General features: G+C 47.7%; 14 protein-coding genes. 13 read left to right on the top strand and 1 reads right to left on the bottom strand.

Going from position 1 to position 15,381, the window contains the following annotated elements:
- The first annotated feature begins 1 nt into the window (after window position 1).
- Window positions 2–1,846 (top strand): protein translocase subunit SecD, encoded by a 1,845-nt coding sequence (gene secD / locus CSH92_RS04455; RefSeq protein ID WP_100656417.1) that lies wholly within the window; start codon window positions 2–4, stop codon window positions 1,844–1,846.
- Between the two features lie 11 nt (window positions 1,847–1,857).
- Window positions 1,858–2,799 carry a protein translocase subunit SecF gene (secF, locus tag CSH92_RS04450; protein ID WP_100656416.1) on the top strand — a complete coding sequence of 314 codons (942 nt, stop codon included), beginning with the start codon at window positions 1,858–1,860 and terminating at the stop codon, window positions 2,797–2,799.
- A gap of 115 nt (window positions 2,800–2,914) precedes the next feature.
- Here secF and suhB read toward each other — a convergent pair whose 3' ends face one another.
- A complete protein-coding gene (gene suhB / locus CSH92_RS04445; RefSeq protein ID WP_100656415.1) occupies window positions 2,915–3,688 on the bottom strand; it encodes an inositol-1-monophosphatase in 774 nt (257 codons plus the stop codon).
- Window positions 3,689–3,901: 213 nt separating this feature from the next.
- Here suhB and trmJ point away from each other — a divergent pair, with 213 nt between their 5' ends.
- From trmJ to bamB, 11 genes are all read left to right on the top strand, one after another.
- Window positions 3,902–4,657 carry a tRNA (cytosine(32)/uridine(32)-2'-O)-methyltransferase TrmJ gene (gene trmJ, locus CSH92_RS04440; RefSeq protein WP_100656414.1) on the top strand — a complete coding sequence of 252 codons (756 nt, stop codon included), beginning with the start codon at window positions 3,902–3,904 and terminating at the stop codon, window positions 4,655–4,657.
- Window positions 4,658–4,669: 12 nt separating this feature from the next.
- A complete protein-coding gene (gene cysE, locus CSH92_RS04435; RefSeq protein ID WP_100656413.1) occupies window positions 4,670–5,500 on the top strand; it encodes a serine O-acetyltransferase in 831 nt (276 codons plus the stop codon).
- A 26-nt stretch (window positions 5,501–5,526) separates the two neighbouring features.
- A complete protein-coding gene (locus tag CSH92_RS04430; protein ID WP_100656412.1) occupies window positions 5,527–6,705 on the top strand; it encodes an IscS subfamily cysteine desulfurase in 1,179 nt (392 codons plus the stop codon).
- A gap of 93 nt (window positions 6,706–6,798) precedes the next feature.
- The gene (gene ndk, locus CSH92_RS04425; protein ID WP_100656411.1) at window positions 6,799–7,230 is read left to right on the top strand and encodes a nucleoside-diphosphate kinase; all 432 of its coding nucleotides are present in this window, start codon (window positions 6,799–6,801) and stop codon (window positions 7,228–7,230) included.
- 110 nt (window positions 7,231–7,340) lie between these two features.
- The gene (gene rlmN / locus CSH92_RS04420; protein ID WP_164084666.1) at window positions 7,341–8,474 is read left to right on the top strand and encodes a dual-specificity RNA methyltransferase RlmN; all 1,134 of its coding nucleotides are present in this window, start codon (window positions 7,341–7,343) and stop codon (window positions 8,472–8,474) included.
- Window positions 8,475–8,570: 96 nt separating this feature from the next.
- Window positions 8,571–9,896, top strand: a complete 1,326-nt coding sequence (gene pilW, locus CSH92_RS04415; protein WP_100656409.1) for a type IV pilus biogenesis/stability protein PilW — start codon at window positions 8,571–8,573, stop codon at window positions 9,894–9,896.
- 10 nt (window positions 9,897–9,906) lie between these two features.
- Window positions 9,907–10,917, top strand: coding sequence for a RodZ domain-containing protein (locus CSH92_RS04410; protein WP_100656408.1), 1,011 nt, complete (start codon window positions 9,907–9,909; stop codon window positions 10,915–10,917).
- A 7-nt stretch (window positions 10,918–10,924) separates the two neighbouring features.
- Window positions 10,925–12,058, top strand: coding sequence for a flavodoxin-dependent (E)-4-hydroxy-3-methylbut-2-enyl-diphosphate synthase (gene ispG, locus CSH92_RS04405; RefSeq protein WP_100656407.1), 1,134 nt, complete (start codon window positions 10,925–10,927; stop codon window positions 12,056–12,058).
- Between the two features lie 92 nt (window positions 12,059–12,150).
- The gene (gene hisS / locus CSH92_RS04400; RefSeq protein WP_100656406.1) at window positions 12,151–13,431 is read left to right on the top strand and encodes a histidine--tRNA ligase; all 1,281 of its coding nucleotides are present in this window, start codon (window positions 12,151–12,153) and stop codon (window positions 13,429–13,431) included.
- Between the two features lie 55 nt (window positions 13,432–13,486).
- Window positions 13,487–14,104, top strand: a complete 618-nt coding sequence (locus CSH92_RS04395; protein WP_100656405.1) for a YfgM family protein — start codon at window positions 13,487–13,489, stop codon at window positions 14,102–14,104.
- A 10-nt stretch (window positions 14,105–14,114) separates the two neighbouring features.
- Entirely contained in the window at window positions 14,115–15,347 is a 1,233-nt protein-coding gene (bamB, locus tag CSH92_RS04390) for an outer membrane protein assembly factor BamB (protein ID WP_240612733.1), read from the top strand.
- The last annotated feature ends 34 nt before the right edge of the window (window positions 15,348–15,381 follow it).

Below are 15,381 nucleotides of genomic sequence, written 5' to 3'. Positions count from 1 at the left end.
TGTGTTAAATCAAAATCCAATTTGGAAGACACTGTTGGTATTAATCGTTGTATTTGGCTGTGCACTTTACGCATTGCCTAATTTATACGGTGAAGATCACGCGGTGCAAATTTCCGCTGGGCGAAACGCTCAAGTCACGCAAAGCATGGTTGAGCAAATCAATGCCACGCTAGAAGAAAATAACATTGCCAGCAAGCGTATTGAATTCGCCAATGACCAAATTTTGGTGCGCGTTGCGGATGGCGATGTGCAGTTAGTCGCGCGTGAAGTGTTGCAGCAAGCGCTAGGAGATGACTACTTTGTTGCCATGAACCTTGCGCCGGACACGCCAGAATGGCTTTCTAGCATTGGTGGTGCACCAATGAAGCTGGGCTTGGACTTGCGTGGTGGGGTACATTTTTTGATGGAAGTCGATATGAATTCGGCCATCGAAAAAGCCTTAGAGGACGCGCAAGGTGACTTCCGCACAGCGTTGCGTGAAGAAGGTTTGCGTTATCGCTCTGTGCGCGCTATCGAGAATGGTGTTGAGATTGTTTTTCGTGACCAAGAAACATTGGACAGCGCTGAGTTTTTCTTACGTAACCGCAATCGTGACTTAGTCTTTGAAGAAAAGAGCGATTTGCGCATCGAAGCGACTTTTTCTGAAACTCGTTTGGCAGAAATTCGTGACTACGCGGTTAAGCAAAATATCACCATTATCCGTAACCGGGTTAACCAATTAGGTGTTGCTGAGCCCCTGGTGCAGAAACAAGGTGCTGACCGCATTGTAGTGCAGTTGCCTGGTATTCAAGACACTGCCCGCGCAAAAGAAATTCTTAATGCCACGGCAACGCTAGAGTTTCGTATGGTGGATCAGCGCAACGATATTCGTGATGCATTGAATGGCCGTGTACCGGCGGGTTCACAATTGTTGGAAGATCGTAATGGCGTGCCACAGTTACTGGAAAAACGCATAATGCTGACTGGTAACCACATTATCGACGCCAGTAGTGGCGTGGATGAATATGGTATTCCACAGGTCAACATCTCGTTAGACAGTGACGGTGGCAATAAAATGTCCCGTAATACACGCGGTAACATTGGCAAGCCAATGGCGACAGTATTCATTGAATACAAGGCCACTGATGAACGTGATGCGAATGGCAAGTTGGTGTTCGAAAAGCACGAGGAAGTCATCAACGTCGCGACTATTCAAGCTCAGCTGGGTAGCAGTTTCCGTATTACCGGCTTAGATTCACCCAAAGAAGCGCGTGACCTATCTTTACTTTTGCGCGCGGGTGCGCTGATTGCCCCGATTCAAATCGTTGAAGAGCGCACCGTTGGCCCAAGCCTCGGTAAAGAGAATATTGAATTAGGTATGCAAGCCATCATGTGGGGTATGGTTTTGGTCTTAGCCTTTATGTTGGTGTACTACAAAGCCTTTGGCGTTGTAGCCAATATTGCGCTAATCGGCAACGTGGTTATGATTGTGGGCATTATGTCGATGATCCCAGGCGCAACGCTAACCCTGCCGGGAATGGCTGGGATTGTACTAACTGTTGGTATGGCAGTTGACGCCAACGTACTGATATTTGAACGGATAAGAGAAGAACTCGCAGAAGGACGTAGTCCTCAGCAGGCGATCCATCATGGTTTTGATAGTGCGTTTTCTACAATCCTTGATGCGAATATCACCACCTTTATTGCTGGTCTCATCTTATTTGCTGTGGGCACGGGTCCTATCAAAGGGTTCTCAGTGACCTTAATGATTGGTATCGCGACTTCAATGTTCACAGCCATCATCGTAACGCGCACTTTGGTTAACCTCATTTGGGGTGGCCGTAAAGTAAGCAAATTGGCGATTTAAGGAGAATCATCATGCAATTACTTAAATTAGCCGAAACCGTAAACTTCATGCGCTTGCGCATGCCAATGATGATCCTATCGACAATTTTGATCATTGGTTCTATCGTGGCATTAACCACCAATAAATTAAACTTGGGTTTGGACTTTACTGGTGGAACCTTGATTGAGGTGGGTTACCCTAATACCGCGAATTTAGAACGAATTCGCGTGCAGTTGACGGAAGCAGATTTTGCCGATGCAATCGTACAAAACTTTGGTAGCAGCCAAGACGTATTGATCCGCATTGCGCCGCGCGAAGGGGTTAACTCTGCCACGATTGGTGATCAGATCTTAGCTGCATTGCGCGCTGAAGGTGAGCAAGTGGATATGCGTCGGATCGAGTTTGTTGGTCCAAATGTGGGTGAAGAGTTAACCGAGCAGGGCGGATTGGCGATGTTAGTCGCACTGATCTGTATCTTGATCTACGTTGCCATGCGCTTTGAATGGCGTTTTGCTTTGGGCTCAGTTGGCGCATTGGCGCACGATGTAATCATAACCTTAGGCTTGTTTGCGGTGCTGCAGCTAGAGTTTGACCTGACGATCCTAGCGGCCGTGCTTGCCGTAATCGGTTACTCGCTGAACGACACCATCGTTGTTTCCGACCGTATTCGTGAAAACTTCCGCAAGGTGCGCAAAGGCACGCCAGAAGAAATCATCAACATCTCGTTAACCCAAACGTTGAACCGTACCATCGTTACTTCATTGACTACGGTATTAGTATTGCTAGCCTTGTTCTTTAAAGGCGGTGCATTGATCCACGGATTCGCAACCGCATTGTTGTTTGGTGTGATCATTGGTACTTATTCATCAATCTACGTTGCCAGTTCGGTGGCGTTGTCGCTGGGTATTAGCAAAGAAGATTTGATGCCACCTCAAGTGGAAAAAGAAGGTGAAGAATTTGACGCGATGCCCTAAGGGATAATCGCTAAGCAAAAAAAACCGCTCAACGAGCGGTTTTTTTGTTTGTCAGTGTCGATTGGTAATTGTGCTTGCGAGTACGCTTCACTTTTAACCTTCTCGCAATAAGCCGTTATTTAAGGTGCTTAACTAATTGCTGAACTACTCGCGGGCTGCCTGCCACCATTTCGCCAGCGTAAAGTGGATCATTGTTGCCTTTAAAGTCAGTAACCAAACCACCAGCTTCACGCACTAAAAGTTCACCTGCTGCGATGTCCCAAGGCTGTACACCGCGCTCCCAATAACCATCAAAGCGACCAGCTGCAACATAAGCCATGTCCAGTGCCGCAGAGCCAGTGCGACGAATATCACCTGCTGCGGTAAAAATTCGGGTAAAACTATCGGTATAGCTTGCCAGCGTATCTTTTTGTTTGAAAGGGAAGGCAGTTGCTAAGACCGTTTGCTCTAGATCTTTTTGCTTACCTGTACGGATCCGGTACCCGTTTAACTGCGCACCAGCGCCTTTGCTTGCGGTGAATAGTTCGCCGCGGATAGGGTCAAATACTACGCCTTGATCTAAGCGGCCTTTGTGCAATAAAGCAATTGATACACAGAAGTGTGGAATGCCTTTGATAAAGTTAGTTGTGCCGTCGAGCGGGTCAATGATCCAAGTAAAGGTTTCGTCGCTACCCTGTTTGCCAGATTCTTCGCCATAAAAGGCGTGGTCGGGATAAGACTGTTTGATTTTACTGATGATGGCTTGTTCAGCTTCTTTGTCAATGCGGGTCACAAAGTCATTTTTGGCTTTTGACTGAGTATCGAGGTCGTCACGGTTTTCAAACCCGCGAGCAATAATATTTCCGGCCACGCGTGCAGCGCGCACCGCAATGTTTAGCATAGGATGCATTGTAGTCACCATCAGTTGTCAAAGAACAGAAAACGGTCCGCCAGATAGCGCGACCAAAAAACGAGCGGATACTATCAGAACCGCGCTTTTTTGCAATCATTTAATCCATAAACTCCGGTTCTGAGTTAAATCGTTTTGGCACTGCCAGTCACATACGAATGTGCTAAACTCCGGCCATTATTACTGGAATACGTGACGTATCAATAAGGTTTTATGCTAGACAACATTCGTATCGTTTTGGTCAACACCTCACACACAGGCAACATTGGCTCGGCTGCGCGGGCGATGAAAACTATGGGGTTAAGTCAATTGGTATTGGTTGACCCAGTCTCGCCCCCAGACGGAAAGTCGTCAGCTTTGGCGGCGGGTGCGGGTGATGTATTAGCTGCAGCAAAATCCGTCAGTACGCTCGAAGAGGCTGTCGCAGATTGTGGATTGGTGGTTGGGACTTCAGCACGCTCGCGCACGCACTCCTGGCCGATGTTAGAGCCGCGCGGTTGTGGGGTAAAACTGGTCGCTGAAGCACAGAAATATCCTGTGGCGTTAGTGTTTGGCCGTGAAAACAATGGCTTAACTAATGAAGAGCTGCAGCAATGTCACTTTCATGTGTGTATCCCGGCAAATCCAGAATACAGCTCATTAAATTTGGCCGCAGCGGTGCAGACCTTGTGTTACGAAGTGCGCATGGCCTTCTTAGAGCAAGACTCACACCCTAGCGTAGAAGAAGAGTATCCGCTTGCAGAAGATTTGGAACGATTTTATACACATTTAGAGCAGTCACTCACTAAAACCGGTTTTATCGTTAAAAACCATCCGGGTATGGTAATGACTAAGTTACGTCGATTGTTCAATCGCGCGCGTCCAGAGTCTCTGGAGTTAAACATTTTGCGTGGTATCTTGTCGTCAATCGATAAATCCACCACAGTTTCAACGACAGCGGCAGACCAGCCGCCTGCTGATAATAGTTAAGGTTTTAGCCGTATGTTTGAGCGTATCAAAGAAGATATCGCTAGCGTCTTTCATCGAGATCCGGCGGCGCGCAATACCTTTGAGATATTAACTAATTACCCTGGATTACACGCCATTTGGATCCATCGCTTGAGTCACAAGTTGTGGCGGCGCAACTGGAAATGGTTGGCACGCACGATATCGACGTTTTCACGTTGGCTCACGGGCATTGAAATTCATCCCGGTGCTACCTTAGGGCGTCGTTTTTTCATTGATCACGGCATGGGTGTGGTCATTGGTGAAACGGCTGAGATTGGCGATGACGTCACTCTTTACCATGGGGTAACTCTGGGCGGTACGACGTGGAAAAGCGGTAAACGCCACCCGACCTTAAAGAATAACGTGGTTGTAGGAGCCGGAGCAAAGGTGTTAGGCCCAATCACCATTGAAGAAGGTGGCAAGGTTGGTTCAAACTCAGTTGTAGTTCGCGATGTTCCCGCAGGGGCTACTGCTGTTGGGATCCCTGGGCGAATTATCGCTGCCAAAGCAGAGACGACAACAGCCAATCCAGTGGATAATGAGAGACGCAGTAAAATCGCACAAAAATATGGCTTCGACGCCTACGCTGTGGCTGCGGACAATCCCGATCCTGTGGCCAACGCGATGGGCGTAATGTTAGAGCATGTCCATTTAATGGATGCCAAGGTAGAAGAAATGTGTGCCGCCATCCAAGCGATGGGGGGCAACGTGTGTACTAAGTCGTTGCATTCGTTAACAGTGGATGACTTTGCTGAGACCGGCTTAAAACCCACCGTGAACTTGACGAAAGAACAGGCAAAAGAAGCCTTCGATCCGCAAATTTAAGCGGCTGCTTTGCATATGAGATTGAAATGAACTCTGTTAAGACTCCGATATATCTCGATTACGCTGCGACCACGCCGGTTGACCCGCGGGTGGCGGAAAAAATGATGCAGTGTTTGACCCTTGATGGCGCGTTTGGCAACCCCGCTTCACGCTCACATAAGTTCGGTTGGCAAGCTGAAGAATTAGTCGACATTGCGCGTGGACAAATCGCTGATTTAGTCAATGCCGATCCCAGAGAGATTATCTTTACTAGCGGAGCGACAGAGTCTGACAACCTAGCGATTAAAGGGGCAGTTTATGCCAATTCGGAGAAAGGCAAACATATTGTCACTCTCGCCACTGAGCACAAAGCGGTGTTGGATACCTGTGAACAGCTTGAGCAGGAAGGCTATGAGGTTACCTATTTGCAACCGCTACCCAATGGGGTATTGGACCTAGCACAACTCACCGCAGCCCTGCGAGACGATACGGTGCTGGTTTCAGTCATGCATATCAACAACGAGATTGGTGTTATCCAAGATATTGCGTCGATTGGTGAAATTTGCCGTAAAAAAGGCATTCTCTTCCATGTGGACGCGGCCCAGAGCACCGGTAAAGTAACGATTGATTTGCAAAGCCTAGCTGTCGACTTAATGTCATTTTCTGCGCATAAAAGTTATGGTCCAAAAGGCGTTGGAGCATTGTTTGTGCGTCGCAAGCCGAAAGTGCGCGTAGCAGCACTGATCCATGGTGGTGGGCACGAGCGAGGCATGCGTTCGGGCACGTTGGCGACGCACCAGATTGTGGGAATGGGCACCGCGTTTGAACTGGCCGGCCAAGAGATGGCGGCAGAACAAAAGCGTATTGCTGCGCTAGCCCAGCGTTTTTGGGAAGGCATAGCAACAATTCCAATGATGCGACTTAACGGTGATAGGGACAAGCGCTGCGCCGGGTATCTCAATGTGTGTTTTCCCGACATTGATGGCGAGTCATTGCTAATGGCGCTGGGTGAATTGGCGGTATCTTCCGGTTCTGCGTGTAACAGTGCAACAGTGGCACCCTCATATGTACTCAAGGCTTTGGGGCTCAGCGATGCAGACGCTTTGAGTTCAATTCGCTTTAGTATCGGGCGCTTTACTACTGAAGCTGAAATTGATTATGCCGTGCACTGCATCCAAAATGTCGTTCCCAAACTGCGTGAACGGGCATCAATACATAACTCTTGATGAATAGTTGTACGGCAACACTAGGCATTTGCGGCGTAATTGCATATAATCCGCCACCAAAATTTTATTAACCTATTTTTTCGGAGATGGAGCATGGCTCTAGAACGTACTTTTTCAATCATCAAGCCTGACGCAGTAGCTAAAAATGTGATCGGTGCAATCTATAACCGTTTCGAAACTGCTGGTCTACGCATTGTTGCTTCTAAAATGTTGCACATGAGCAAAGAGCAGGCTGAAGGTTTCTATGCTGAGCATAAAGAGCGTCCTTTCTTCACTGCATTGGTTAACTTCATGACATCTGGTCCGGTAATGGTGCAAGTGCTTGAAGGCGAAAATGCGGTTGTACGTAATCGCGAAATCATGGGTGCAACTAATCCAGCAGAAGCGACTGCGGGCACTCTGCGCGCCGATTATGCTGAATCAATCGATGAAAATGCGGTACACGGTTCAGATGCGCCAGAATCAGCAGCTCGTGAAATTGCTTATTTCTTCTCTGAAGAAGAAATCTGCCCTCGCACTCGCTAATTACTAGCTAGAATCGATAAAGGGAGCTTATCGCTCCCTTTTTGCGTATTCAATGAGGCCTAAAAATGTCAACTAGTGCAAACGTCGAAACTCAATCAGATTCTGTTCAAATGGCACAGCCAGAGCAGAAGCGCGTTAATTTGCTGAACCTTAATCGAGCTGGACTGCGTGAATTTTTTGCCACCATTGGTGAAAAACCATTTCGTGCCGATCAGCTGATGAAGTGGATTTATCAGCACGGCGAGCATGACTTTGACAAGATGACCAACTTGAACAAATCATTGCGCGCAAAATTATCCGCGCAATGTGAGATCCGTGCACCGGAAATTGCTTATCAGCAAAATGCTACTGACGGAACCATCAAGTTCGCCTTGCGTCTTGACGGCGGTCAAGAAGTAGAAACAGTATGGATCCCAGAAACTGACCGCGCCACTTTGTGCGTATCGTCTCAAGTGGGCTGTGCCCTTGAATGTACCTTTTGTTCAACCGCGCAACAGGGTTTTAATCGAAATTTATCGGTTGCCGAGATTATCGGTCAGGTTTGGCGAGTGGCTACCACGTTAGGCTTGTCTAACGATAGCAGTAAACGTCCAATCACTAACGTGGTTATGATGGGAATGGGAGAGCCATTACTCAATCTCAAAAACGTCGTGCCAGCGATGGATATTATGTTAGATGATTTTGGTTTTGGCTTATCTAAGCGTCGTGTCACTTTATCTACCTCAGGTGTCGTACCTGCGCTCGATATGTTGGGCGACCAGATTGATGTGGCTTTGGCCATTTCACTGCATGCGCCTACCGATGAACTGCGTAATGAAATTGTGCCAATCAACAAAAAGTACAATATTGATGCATTTTTAGCCGGAGTACGCCGTTATTTAGCCAAGTCTAAAGCGAACCAAGGTCGAGTGACAGTTGAGTATGTCATGCTAAATCAAATCAATGACAGCACTGACCAAGCTCATCAATTAGCAAAAGTATTGAAAGATACGCCTAGTAAGATCAATTTGATCCCATTCAATCCGTACCCAGGTTCCCCCTATACCTGTTCGAGTAATTCGCGTATTGATCGCTTTGCCAAGGTACTCATGAGTTATGGGTTTACGGTGGTGGTCAGAAAGACGCGCGGTGATGATATTGATGCAGCGTGTGGACAGCTCGTTGGTGATGTGGTTGACAGAACCAAACGACTGATGAAAAAGCAGCAGAAAGGTCAACCTATCGCAGTAAAAGTCTCTGAATAGCCGTATTCACCGATTTTAACCCGATAAACCATTGTTATTAGCCGCTATTCTGATAGATTTGCGTAGATAACTCTAACGACCTGAATGAGCATTTGAATGTTTGGACGAATATTAGGTTTTCTGCTTTTACTGACTTTAGCTGGATGTGTTAGTGAGCCATTGCCAGAAGGCTTCGAAAGAAGTAATGATTTTGATCAGGTTGAAGCCGCAAAGACCCGAATTTCTCTTGGCCTAACGTATTTAAAAAACGGCAATTATACTCAGGCGAAACTCAATTTAGATAAAGCGTTGGAGTTTGCGCCACGGCTGGCAGATGCGCACTACAGTTTGGCCTATTACTATCAGCTCGTTGAAGAAGTGAAGCGTGCTGAACAATCCTACCAAAATGCCCTTGATTTAGACCCCAGAAATCCAGACATCGCCAATAGTTACGGCGCATTCCTTTGTCAGCAAGGGCGCTACGATCAGGCGAAAAAGTTTTTTATGCAAGCGGTTAATAGCCAGACGTACGCTAACTCAGCAGAAACTTATGAGAACATCGCGCTATGTAGCTTGAGCCAAGAGCGACCAAATGAAGCTATTGAGTATCTGCAAACAGCACTTAAACATCAGCCGACACGTGCCAAAAGTTTGTTTTTACTCGCGGAATTGCAAATTGATCAAGAGCAATATGCGTTAGCGAAACAGACGCTAGCACGTTATCAGCGGGTAGCACGGGTCTCTGCCGAAACGTTATGGATGCAAGTACAAATAGCCCAAGGATTAGACCAACAGGATGATGCCAAAGGGTATGGTGAGATGCTGATGCGGATGTATCCGCGACACCCGTTAACCCAACGTTACTTAGCTAACTTAACTAAACCACAAGTTACAAATAAAGTGGCAGCGCAACCCACAGTCGAAAGCAAGCCAGCGCCTCCAGTAGAGTCAGAAAGTCCGATTACGAATGAACCTACGCTTCCGGTTGCTGACGAAGAGACAAGTAACATAGTTGAGGCGAGTGAAGCTTCAGAGCATAACGAGATTTCAGCAGTTAAAGCAGATGAATCTGCAAGTGAAAACGATGAAGCAGGTGCGGCGGGTACTACTGACACTGCTGTCAATGAAACGGCAGATGTGACCACCATATCAACAGAACCTTTAACAGAGGCTAATCCGCTAGTAGATAGTGAGCAATCAGTAACTAAAGAATTGGAAGAGCAGGCATCCACGCAAAGCACAACTAACGCAAGCGAATCTGCCGCAGACGAATCGAGCACTCAACACGTGGTGAGCGCTGGCGAAAATTTGTATCGAATCTCTCTGCGTTACAACGTTAAAATGAGCAGCCTAATTGAATGGAACCAGTTACCCGAGAACGGGTCAATTCAAAGAGGCATGACACTTTGGGTAGTAGACCCAGCAACATTATCGAACGAGTAAACCGATTTCTATGACAGAAAACCAAGCGGAACAAGAAGAGCAGCAGTCAGGGCCGAGCGTTGGGCAACAACTAAAGGCTGCCCGCGAGGCTCAAGGTCTTTCGCAGCAGGCGCTGGCGGACAAGTTATTCTTAAAGCTCAGTGTAATTGAGCAATTAGAGGCTGATGACACCAGCCAAGGCACGTCTCCGACTTTTATTAAGGGATATGTTCGTCTGTACGCGAAGAACGTTGGACTTGATCCGGAGCCATTACTGGCTGAGTTAAGCCAAGATGCGAATGTACAAAAGACCCCTCATAAGCTGCAAAGTTTCTCTAAGCGGGTTTCTAAAGAAGCGAATGACAGTCGCTGGATGATGTTGACGTACTTCATTTTGATTGTCGTTATTGCGCTGTTTATTCTATGGTGGTATCAGCAGGCTGAAACTACAGCGATGGAGCTAAACGACGATCCGAGTGCGCGCTTTGTTAGTCAAGCAGGAGTTGACTCTAGCGAGCAAAGCGATGTGGAAAAAAGTGCAGAGCAATTGCTGCAAAGTCAAACAGAGCCAGAGTCAACACTTACAGAGTCGTCGTTCGATGATTCAACACCAGCAGAATCATCACTTGATGATGTGGCACCCGTCACTGCGGGTGAAGGCGTTTTTGACGGGGCGGAACCTGATACAGCAGCAGATTCACTTGGCAACAATCCAGTCGCAACTGCAGAAAATGTGGTTGCGAGCAATACTTCGCCAGATACCCAGAGTGCGCTGGAGGAAACGTCCGCAGAGGGCGAGCAGGTTGAGCTGGTTTTTACCTTTAATGATGACTGTTGGGTTAATATCACTGACGCAACGGGTGAAGCCATTGCCTACGGAACCAAAGTCCGTGGTCGGGTGATGCCAATTAGCGGTGTACCACCTTTTGAAGTTACCCTTGGTGCACCACAGAATGTGGCAATATCCTATGCGGGAGAACCTGTTGATATGAGTGATATACCCGCCGGTCGAAGTGCCCGATTTAGTTTACCGCGACAGTAGGAAATCCATGTTTGCTGAGTCTCCAATAATTCGACGTCAGTCGTCACGAATTTATGTCGGCAATGTACCCATTGGTGATGGTGCACCCATTGCCGTGCAGTCCATGACCAACACTCCAACCACAGATGTTGCAGCAACTGTAGCGCAGATCAAACGCATACAGGCGGTGGGTGGTGAGATTGTGCGCGTTTCAGTGCCAACCATGGACGCGGCAGAAGCGTTCAAACAAATTAAACAGCAAGTCTCTGTTCCGTTAGTGGCGGATATTCATTTTGATTACCGGATTGCGCTCAAAGTGGCTGAGTATGGGGCTGATTGTTTGCGCATTAATCCGGGGAATATTGGTAAAATGGACCGTGTTCGTGCAGTAGTGGATTGCGCCGCAGACAAGAACATTCCCATTCGCATCGGTGTGAATGGTGGTTCACTCGAAAAAGACTTGCAGGAAAAGTACGGCGAGCCAACCCCAGAAGCATTAGTTGAGTCGGCTATGCGACATGTGGACATCCTCGATCAACTCAATTTCGATCAGTTTAAAGTGAGCGTTAAAGCTTCTGATGTGTTTTTAGCGGTCGGGGCTTATCGGTTGTTGGCCAAGCAAATTAATAATCCATTGCACCTTGGGATAACAGAAGCAGGTGGTTTCCGTTCTGGCGCGGTGAAAAGCGCTGTGGGACTAGGCATGTTATTAGCCGAAGGGATAGGCGATACGATTCGGATTTCACTGGCAGCTGATCCAGTGGAAGAAATCAAGGTAGGCTTTGATATCCTAAAATCGCTGCGTATTCGTTCACGCGGGATTAACTTTATTGCGTGCCCAAGTTGTTCGAGGCAAGAGTTTGATGTAATCGGGACCGTCAATGCGCTTGAAGAACGCTTAGATGACATCCTGACGCCCATGGACGTATCGATTATTGGTTGTGTGGTTAATGGCCCGGGAGAAGCTGAAGTTTCAGATTTAGGCCTGACCGGCGCGCGCAACATGAGTGGTTTCTATTTGGATGGTAAACGCCAGAAGGAACGTCTCAGCAATGATGACTTAGTGGCGCAATTGGAGCAGCGTATCCGAGCCAAAGCGGCTGCATTGGATGAACGCAATAAAATTGCGGTAAAAAACCTTGATAGCGATAGGCCAGCCTAAGCGCAATAAAAGCGCATAAGTGGTTTGTTGTTTTGTTGCATAGCCCCTATAATACGGGGCTTTTTATTAACCAGTCAGATTTGAGTTAAGCCGTGTCTAAACAACTCCAAGCCATCCGTGGTATGAATGATGGATTGCCCGACCAACTGAAGCTTTGGCAGTGGGTGGAAGCGCGTTTGCGTCGCGTTGTCGCCAGCTATGGGTACCAGGAAATCCGTACCCCGATTGTCGAAAGCACTGATTTATTCAAACGCTCTATCGGTGAAGTTACTGATATCGTTGAAAAAGAGATGTATACCTTTGAAGATCGTAATGGTGACAGTTTAACCTTGCGTCCAGAAGGCACCGCCAGCTGCGTTCGAGCAGGGAATCAACATGGCTTGCTGTATAACCAGCAACAGCGACTGTGGTACATGGGGCCGATGTTTCGCCATGAACGTCCTCAGAAAGGGCGTTATCGTCAGTTTCATCAGTTCGGCGTTGAAACGTTTGGCCTCTCTGGCCCAGATATCGATATCGAAGTGATTGCGATGAGTGCGCGTTTGTGGCGCGAGTTTGGAATTCAGGACTCTGTGTCATTACAAATAAATTCATTGGGTTCACCAGAAGCTAGGGCTCATTACCGTGATGCACTAGTGGCTTTCTTGCGTCAGCACGAATCAGCGCTTGACGAAGATAGCAAGCGGCGTTTAACAACCAATCCGTTGCGCGTACTAGACAGCAAAAACCCTGAGGTCCAAGCCATCGTGCAAGACGCACCGCGCTTGTTGGATTATTTGGATGATGCATCAGCACAACATTTTTCAAAACTGTGTGAACGATTAACCGATTTAGGCATCTCATTTGAGGTTAATCCGCGCTTGGTGCGTGGTTTAGATTATTACAATCAAACGGTATTTGAATGGGTTACAGATGCACTGGGAGCTCAGGGGACTGTGCTTGCAGGTGGACGCTATGATGGTTTAGTGGAACAGCTTGGTGGACGCGCAACCCCGGCCGTTGGATTTGCCATGGGACTGGAGCGTTTAGTGTTATTAATCGAAACGTTACAAGTTGCCAAAGTGAATACTGCTCAAGCTGACGTCTACGTGATGCCGATGTCAGAAGATGAATTTGTCTATGCGATGCAAGTGGCAGAGTCTTTGCGTGAGAGTTTGCCCAATACCAATGTGCAGCTGCATTGCGGTGGTGGCAATATGAAAAAGCAATTTAAGCGTGCGGATAAAACCGGCGCTGCCGTTGCCTTGGTGATAGGCGACACGGAAAAGCAAACGCAAACTGTTGGTTTCAAACCGTTGCGTACAGACGACGCGCAGCAAACGATTGAGCTGGCCGTGCTTCCGTCACGTGTTCAGCAGTTATTGGAAAATTAATTTTTAGTTTATTTTGTGAACCGGATGAAGTCCGGCAAGTAATGAGGGAAATGTAGTGGAACAGTTCGCAACTGAAGAACAACAAGTAGAAGCAATCAAGCGATTCTGGAAAGAAAACGGTATGGCAATCGTGATTGGCGCAGTGCTCGGTCTCGGTGGCTTGTGGGGCTGGCGTTATTATTCTGACAGTCAAATCGCAGCTAAAGAACAAGCCTCGGTGGCATACCAGAATGTTGTACAAAACTTGCAAGCTGAAAATGGTAATGCTGAGGCTGAAGCATTTCTTAATGAATACAATGATTCTGGTTATGCGGCGATTACAGCCTTAGTAATGGCGGCTAAAGCGGTTCAAGATAATGACCTAGCTAAAGCCAATGAATATTTACAAACGGCGACAAATGCTCAGGATGCGGCAGTTCGTGATGTTGCTCACTTGCGTTTAGCGCGTGTGTTGTTGGCTCAAGATGATGCGCAAGGTGCATTGCAGCAAGCCGGTGAGGTTAAAAATGCTGCGTTTAACGCACAAGTTGAAGAGCTAAAGGGTGATGCCTACGTGCAAATGCAAGACTTTGTGCAAGCGCGTTTAGCTTATAGCAATGCAGTAGACGCTGCACCGGAAAACCGGATGGTAAAAATGAAGCTGGATAACCTTGCCATTGCGTCAGAAAGCTAAAGGAGTGGTTGTGAATTTATTGAAACCTTCTCTATTGGTGTTGGGAGCGCTATTGGTCTCTGGCTGCGCGACGATCTCAGATTGGTTTGCAGACGAAGAAGAATTAGAAGTTCGACGCTTAGCACCGATTGACGCTCAGTTTCAGCCCAAGAAAGTGTGGGACAGAGACATTGGGCATGGCGTTGATGAATATTTTTCCCGACTCCAGCCGGCTTTAGCATACGGCAACATATTTGTGGCTAATCGTCAGGGTGACGTGTATGCCTTAGAACAAGCCACTGGTAAACCGGTGTGGCAGCGTGATTTTGCCACGTACCCGAATGAGGGCTTTTTCAGCGGCATTGCATCGCTTTGGTCAAGTGGGGTCTCAGCGAAAATTTCCGGCGGCATCACTGTGGTCGCAGATACTATTTATTTTGGTACTGAAGATGGCTTAGTTTATGCCCTAAATGCACAGACCGGTGAGACTCTGTGGCAAGTGGATGTGCGCGGTGAAGTATTATCTGCACCCGCAGTAGAAAGCGGTATCGTGGTAGTTAATACTGGCGCAGGCTCAATGCTGGCTCTGAACAGTAGCGATGGTCGAGAATTGTGGCGCACTGACAGTGAAGTGCCGCCACTATCGTTGCGCGGCTTGTCTGCTCCGGTGGCAAGTAACGGTGGAGCCATCGTTGGTACTCCGACAGGTAAACTGCAAGTCAATATTCTTGAGTCGGGTTTAATGGCTTGGGAACAAGTTATCAGTGCTCCGAGTGGCGCGACTGAACTTGAACGGATCGTTGACATCGACGCTAAACCTTTAGTATTCGCGGGGACTATCTACACAATCAGTTTTGGTGGCACTCTTGCAGCGGTTGAGTTACGCAGTGGTCGAGTTATTTGGAAACGTGAATATGCCGCTTATCAATCATTAGCGATAGCTGGGAACACCCTATTCGCCGTAGATAACAACAGCCATGTATACGCTATCGACCGTCGCAACGGGGTTGAGCTATGGTCTCAGGGGCGCTTAAAAGGGCGCGATTTATCAGCGCCGGCAGTAATGAATGATACTGTCGTGGTTGGTGATAAGTATGGTTTCTTGCACTGGTTAAGTCAGTCTGAAGGTACTTTAGTGGCTCGCTATGCACTGGGTGACGATGATGAAGATGAATCAGTTTTTGTCGCTCCAGTAGTTAGCGGTAACCGTTTGTTTGCCACCACCCGCGATGGTGTGGTTGCGGCACTCGAAGTCGCACGTTAAGCCGCAGCAGCGGTTTGCAATAAATTTGAGGATG

Source organism: Neoalteromonas flava (genome assembly GCF_002807685.1).
Classification (GTDB): Bacteria; Pseudomonadota; Gammaproteobacteria; order Enterobacterales; family Alteromonadaceae; genus Alteromonas_E; species Alteromonas_E flava.
The sequence above is the reverse complement of the archived record's forward strand: the minus strand, read 5'-3'. Positions and strand labels throughout refer to the sequence as shown.

Coding starts and splice junctions, on each gene's coding strand:
- pilW (WP_100656409.1), top strand. CDS start 8,571: ATGTTTGGACGAATATTAGGTTTTCTGCTTTTACTGACTTTAGCTGGA.
- cysE (WP_100656413.1), top strand. CDS start 4,670: ATGTTTGAGCGTATCAAAGAAGATATCGCTAGCGTCTTTCATCGAGAT.
- CSH92_RS04410 (WP_100656408.1), top strand. CDS start 9,907: ATGACAGAAAACCAAGCGGAACAAGAAGAGCAGCAGTCAGGGCCGAGC.
- ndk (WP_100656411.1), top strand. CDS start 6,799: ATGGCTCTAGAACGTACTTTTTCAATCATCAAGCCTGACGCAGTAGCT.
- CSH92_RS04430 (WP_100656412.1), top strand. CDS start 5,527: ATGAACTCTGTTAAGACTCCGATATATCTCGATTACGCTGCGACCACG.
- suhB (WP_100656415.1), bottom strand. CDS start 3,688: ATGCATCCTATGCTAAACATTGCGGTGCGCGCTGCACGCGTGGCCGGA.
- trmJ (WP_100656414.1), top strand. CDS start 3,902: ATGCTAGACAACATTCGTATCGTTTTGGTCAACACCTCACACACAGGC.
- secF (WP_100656416.1), top strand. CDS start 1,858: ATGCAATTACTTAAATTAGCCGAAACCGTAAACTTCATGCGCTTGCGC.
- ispG (WP_100656407.1), top strand. CDS start 10,925: ATGTTTGCTGAGTCTCCAATAATTCGACGTCAGTCGTCACGAATTTAT.
- rlmN (WP_164084666.1), top strand. CDS start 7,341: ATGGCACAGCCAGAGCAGAAGCGCGTTAATTTGCTGAACCTTAATCGA.